Origin of the sequence: Streptomyces sp. NPDC002265 (genome assembly GCF_040296125.1) — a bacterium.
Lineage (GTDB): Bacteria > Actinomycetota > Actinomycetes > Streptomycetales > Streptomycetaceae > Streptomyces.
Genome location: NZ_JBEOWS010000502.1, coordinates 1 through 5,152, shown reverse-complemented (window position 1 = coordinate 5,152; position 5,152 = coordinate 1). Strand labels below are relative to the sequence as shown.

Here is a 5,152-nt window from a genome sequence, read left to right as displayed (position 1 = left end):
ACAGGGTTGGCACCTTCGAAACCGCACCAGCGAGTGTACGCACCGTACAACTGCGCCTGCTCGGCGCGCATACTGTCCTCGACCTTGCACGACTCGCTCAGGAACCTGCCCACATGGTCCTCGGTCTCCGCATACGCGGTCGTGGCGACCTGAACCCGCACCGGCCCCGCCAGATCCTTCTCGCCCGCGAAGTAGCGCCGGGCACCCTCCACCAGCCAGGCCAGAATGCCCGGGCCCTCCTCCCGCACCAGAACGCTCGCCAGATTGTCGATCTTGCGTTCCTCGGGAACCACCCGTTCGAAGGGGATCAGACGCATCCGCCGCCAAAACGCAAAACCCCCGGTGTTGACCTCGGGACGGTGGTTGCCCAGCAGCCACAGCTTGTGCGTCGGATGGAAGGAGAAGAAGTCCTGCCGCATACGACGGGCCTTGAGCTTGTCACCACCCGTCAAAAGCTTGACCCGGGCCTCGTCGAAACGGTCACCGGGCTTGAGCTCCGAGCAGACGATGATGCGCCGCCCGTGCAGCTCGGCCAGATCGGTGGGGTGCCCCTCGAACACCTTCGCCATCAGAAAACCCGGCGGAGCAGCGTCGGCATAATCCCCCATCAGCTGCAGCATCACATCCAGCAGCACACTCTTGCCGTTCTTGCCCTGCCCGTACAAAAACGGCATCACCTGCGCCCCCACATCCCCGGAAATGGAATACCCCAACAGCAGATGCAGAAAATCCGCCGTCCGACGCCCCTCAACATCCGTGCCGAACGTATCGTCGAGAAAACGCTGCCAACGCGGCGTGGGCATCACATGCGGCGCAACCGTGGTCGACCGCGAATGATGCTGCGACCCCGGATCCGGCGGCACAAGCACACCACTCCGCAGGTCCACCACACCCTCCGGCGTACACAGGGCATACGGATCCGCATCCAGCAGCGACGCATTCATCACCATCCCCGGAGACGCCTTCGCCTGCATCAACAACGCACCCATACCCGACGTGGACAGCGCACGACGACGGTGCCGGCGCAGCTCGACCGCGGAGTACACCCCCGTCGGATCCGTGACGGCAATGGCCTCGGCCATCTCCCCCACCGCCCACAGGACCGTTTCCTCCTCGTCCAACTGCCACCGATGCCCCGCCCACCGATACCAGCCCAGACCCGGAACATGCCGATAATCACGCCCGTAAAGCTCCACGAACAGCTTCGCATTACCCCGGTCACTCAACGAATCCGGCAACAGCCCCACGGAAGTCGCGACCTGATGAGGGGAGGGCGCCAGGGCCGTGGCCTGAGCGGGAACGCCCGGGATCGTGAGGGCCTGCTGAATGGGGCCCTGAAGGATCTGCTGCGCGGCGGCCGCCGCATCGAAAGCGCCCGGACCGCGGGAGAGCGAGGTCATGCAAGATGTCCTTCGATGTGCAGCGGCCGCCGGACCCCGGCATCGAGCCCGCTCCTGATGATCTGGGTCGAACGCCTCTCCTGACCGGGCCGGGCGTAGTCCGCCGCTCCTTTCAGGACACGCTCCAAGTCGCTGATGGTGGCGTAGCCGCCGGCAGCCAGACCACCCGCGGTGTACGCGGCACGGTTGAGCTTGTCGGAGAAACCCGCTCCTTCGGCGACCACCGCACAGGCGGCCACCTCGCGCAGCGCCGCCTCCAGAATCTGCACGGCGCGGCCGCGGCCTCCGCCCGCTGCGATGACCGCTTGCCGGGCACGCTGCGGCAGCGCCAGCATGCGGGGGACAGAACGCTGCTGGGGCAGGTCCAGATGACCGGTGCGGGTCAGCTCGACGGCCAGCCACTCCGGGAGCCTGCGCGGGGTTCTCGTGCTTCCGAGCGGCTGGTACGTACCGGCGGCGGTGGTTGTGCCAGGGGCGACGATGTAGCCGCCGTCGGCGCGGACGTCGACCTGCCAGGCGAGCGCACGCGTGGAGCCCGAGCCGGTGGAGCACCGGAAGCGGCGCCGGTCGTCGACGCGGTACCAGACGTGCAGCCCTCCTGAGGGCGTCCGCACCCTCAACGTCCCTTCGTCCTGCGCGGGGTCCGCCTCACCTCGCAGCGCGGCAAGCAGGGCGAGCGTGTGGAAACCATGCTCGAGGCCTTCGAGTTCGACCTGGTCGTGAATGGCGATACCGGGGAGAATTCTGTCCCTGCCGGGGACGGACCCGGCGTGGGCATCGATGTCGAGAACCACCAGGCCTGCGGCGCCGCACGCCACCCCGACACCGAACTGCGGATCGCCGGACCACCACAGGTCGATCCGCTCGGGGTTCGTCGTGGCCGCGTGAAATCCGTGACACCAGCGCCCCGCGGCAATGCAGGAGCAGTTCGCGTGCGTGTGCCCTTTTTCCTGGCACCGGGGGCAATTCCCTGCGGGAACCTTGCGCCCGGAAGCCAGCGGAAGGACGGGCCAGCCCTGAGCCGCACACCAGCGCGCGATGCTCAGCATGTCGAAACGCCATACGGCGTGACGGCTGTCGTCGGCCATGCCCCGAGCACCTCATCTCGTTCAATCGCTCTCCCCGTGAACCCGGTCGACGGCCCATACCGGGGAATAAGTCCTGGTCAGTAAGTCCTGTTGGCTTTCGGAGCGACCGAAGCGACTCAACATCCAAACGGGGTGGACATAACGTAGCCGAGGACCCATTTGGATTGCCTCCACCCTCGGTCCGGCCGGCGACAGCGACTGCGCACTGGGCGAGCCGCTCACGAGCGGTGAGTCGCCGAACCTCCAGCCGTAGCCATAAACCCAGGTCAGACCTAGTGTCATGGCCACATGAGCGACCGAAGCGACTCTGGTTCCGATGCATGACGCGCACACGCGCATTTCAAGTCGCCGACATATATCCACCCTTCGGTCGCTTCAGTCGCTGAGCCGGGAGCAGGCGGCTCTGACCTGCGACTTCGTCAGCGACCGACCGGAGCGACCCAAGCGACCGAGCACGAACCCCCCACAGGCCCCGGACAGCAGGACGCTGCCCGATGGGGCAAATCCCCCACCCCGAAGGGCACTGCCAGTGCTTCTGCGCAAGCGCCTGTCCTGGTCGCGCCGCTGGTCGACCTGTTCCGGGACGGCCCCTCCACGCCAGTCCGGCTCCTCGTTCGTGACCTGGGCCGAACGGTCGGCTCGATGCACTGACGGGAGCCGTGAGCGCTCGTTTCGCAGATCCTGACCACGGGCCCATCGGCGTCGGCCGGGACGCCCTCCGCCCCGGCCATGACGTCCCGCCCCCGCCCGAGCACGACCTGCGCGACATCATGGACGCAATCTTGTACGTGGACCGGACCGGAGTGCAGTGGCGCTATCTCCCGCACGATTTTCCGCACGGGAACACGGTCCACGGCTGCTTCGCCAAGCGGGCTGACGAGAGCGTGTTCGCGCCTGGCCTGTCTTGCTGTCGCTCTTCTGGGACGTCGTCGGTGGTCGGACTGTCGGAACAGCGTGAGCCGGGTGCTCGTCGTCGCGTGGACGAACTGTGTGAGGAGGCCGAGTTGGCCGCGGCCGAACTGGAATGACAGGAGCGGGTGATCGCCCGCAGGCGGGTGGATACGGTGCCGGCCGTGGACGGCGGGGACACCGTCCGCACGAAGATCACTCCGGATGTGCGGGACGCGGACGTGCCGTCGGCTTGCCGGGATGCGGTGAAGCCGAAGGCACCGGTGCCGGTGTGGCGTGAGGGGGCTCGCCTAGGAGCTGTCCGGCCGATCAGGTGACTACTCGGTCCCGGACTCGTTGACTGGGCCATGGGGCGGGGTGATCTGAGTGATGCCGAGTGGGAGCGGCTGCGCCCGTTCCTGCCGGTCAGCAACGGGCGTTGTGGCAGGTGGCGGTATCACCGGCAGGTGATTGACGGGATTCTTCACCGGCTCCGGAAGGCTCACTCAATCCACCGTCCGTGAAGCGGCCGCTTCGATGCCCGATGCCCGCAGCTTCCGCGCCAAGAGCTCCATCTCGGGCAGGGTCCCTGAATACTGCCCGGTCAAGACCTGCTCCAGCACGGCCCGGACGCCGTCCAGGCCGATGCCGAGTTCCGCCCTCAGCACCCGCATGATTGCGGCGTTCCTCGTCGGCGGAGCTACCCGCAACCCTGCCCGCCCGTGCTCGGAGAGCAGTCGGCCACGCAGTCCCTCCGGCAGGTCACCACCACACACAGCCACGGCAAACCCGCAGGCCGCACACGTCGTCTCGACATCCCACCGCAGTTCCTCGCCCACCAGCGCCTGGACACCGCACCACTCCGCCTCGGCACCGCATCCCTGGCACACAGCGGAGTACCTGATGGACTCAACCAAGATCGACTTTTCCATACTCCCACCCCTCAAGAGGAGAGGTCAGACGGCAGGCGGCGAACGTCCTTCCGGGGCGCCAACATGTCCCCTGACACCCGAACCAGCGGTCCAGGCCGCGCTGGTCCATGCGCTGACGCTATCTCTCGTGAACTTTCCGAGGCCCAGTGATCACCAACTGACGCCCAAACCGGCAAACAAACGCTGCTGCTGAACGTGAACAAAGCCAGGCCATCAACAAGCTCAAGCACGCCCGAACCGTCGCCACCCGATATGACAAGCGCGGCTACATCCTCCTCGGCACGATCACGGCAGCGAGCCTCGTCATCTGGCTCCGCACTTGACCGACCACAGATCCTAGGAACTCGCCTCAGCCGGTCGGATGTTGTGGGCCACGATGAGCTGAGCCATCCGTTGCAACCGATGCCAGACCTGTGGGTTGTCATCCTCAGCGAGCTCGGGAAGGACCTTCTCAAGCTGGTTGAGGATGAGCCTCACAGTTGCCATCCCCTGCTCATGGAGGGAACCGTCGTTGGCGACCCACATGTACGCGCAGCCCTCCAGCCTGGTGTCGAGCGACACCAGATCGACGCCCGCCACCTCAAGGTCGTTCCACCTGGGGTTCCACGGCTCGTTCCGATGTTCCTCCCGCAGGCACGCAACCATGGCTACAGGGTCTTCAGCAGCATCCATACGTCACATCATCGCGGGGCCGCCCCGATTGCGAGAAGCCGAGGCCGGCGTCACTACACGTGATCGACCGGACAGCTCCTAGGGTCCGTCTTCAAACGGATCTTGCCCAGAGCAGGAATGACGCGAGACTGACCGCTGCCTCGTAGGAGGTGGCGGTCTTGTCGTATCTGGT

Annotated in this window: 4 protein-coding genes and 2 pseudogenes; 2 read left to right on the top strand and 4 right to left on the bottom strand. The window is 66.3% G+C overall.

Annotation, left to right across the window (positions count from 1 at the left end; translation table 11 throughout):
• Together ABT085_RS43525 and ABT085_RS43520 are read right to left on the bottom strand one after the other, a co-directional pair.
• Positions 1-1,400: DNA primase family protein (locus ABT085_RS43525; protein ID WP_351621903.1), on the bottom strand; the 1,400-nt coding region annotated here is incomplete at its 3' end.
• Positions 1,397-2,488 (bottom strand): bifunctional DNA primase/polymerase, encoded by a 1,092-nt coding sequence (locus tag ABT085_RS43520; protein WP_351621901.1) that lies wholly within the window; start codon positions 2,486-2,488, stop codon positions 1,397-1,399. The genes ABT085_RS43525 and ABT085_RS43520, both read right to left, overlap by 4 nt.
• 731 nt (positions 2,489-3,219) lie before the next feature.
• Between ABT085_RS43520 and ABT085_RS43515 the strand changes: the two are divergent.
• Positions 3,220-3,378 (top strand): annotated as a pseudogene (locus ABT085_RS43515) (transposase); the annotation flags it as partial.
• A 366-nt stretch (positions 3,379-3,744) separates the two neighbouring features.
• Positions 3,745-3,873 (top strand): annotated as a pseudogene (locus ABT085_RS43510) (IS5/IS1182 family transposase); the annotation flags it as partial.
• A gap of 9 nt (positions 3,874-3,882) precedes the next feature.
• Here the strand turns inward: ABT085_RS43510 and ABT085_RS43505 are convergent.
• Positions 3,883-4,308, bottom strand: coding sequence for a hypothetical protein (locus tag ABT085_RS43505; RefSeq protein ID WP_351621898.1), 426 nt, complete (start codon positions 4,306-4,308; stop codon positions 3,883-3,885).
• Between the two features lie 336 nt (positions 4,309-4,644).
• Positions 4,645-4,980 carry a hypothetical protein gene (locus tag ABT085_RS43500; RefSeq protein WP_351621896.1) on the bottom strand — a complete coding sequence of 112 codons (336 nt, stop codon included), beginning with the start codon at positions 4,978-4,980 and terminating at the stop codon, positions 4,645-4,647.
• Between the last annotated feature and the right edge of the window lie 172 nt (positions 4,981-5,152).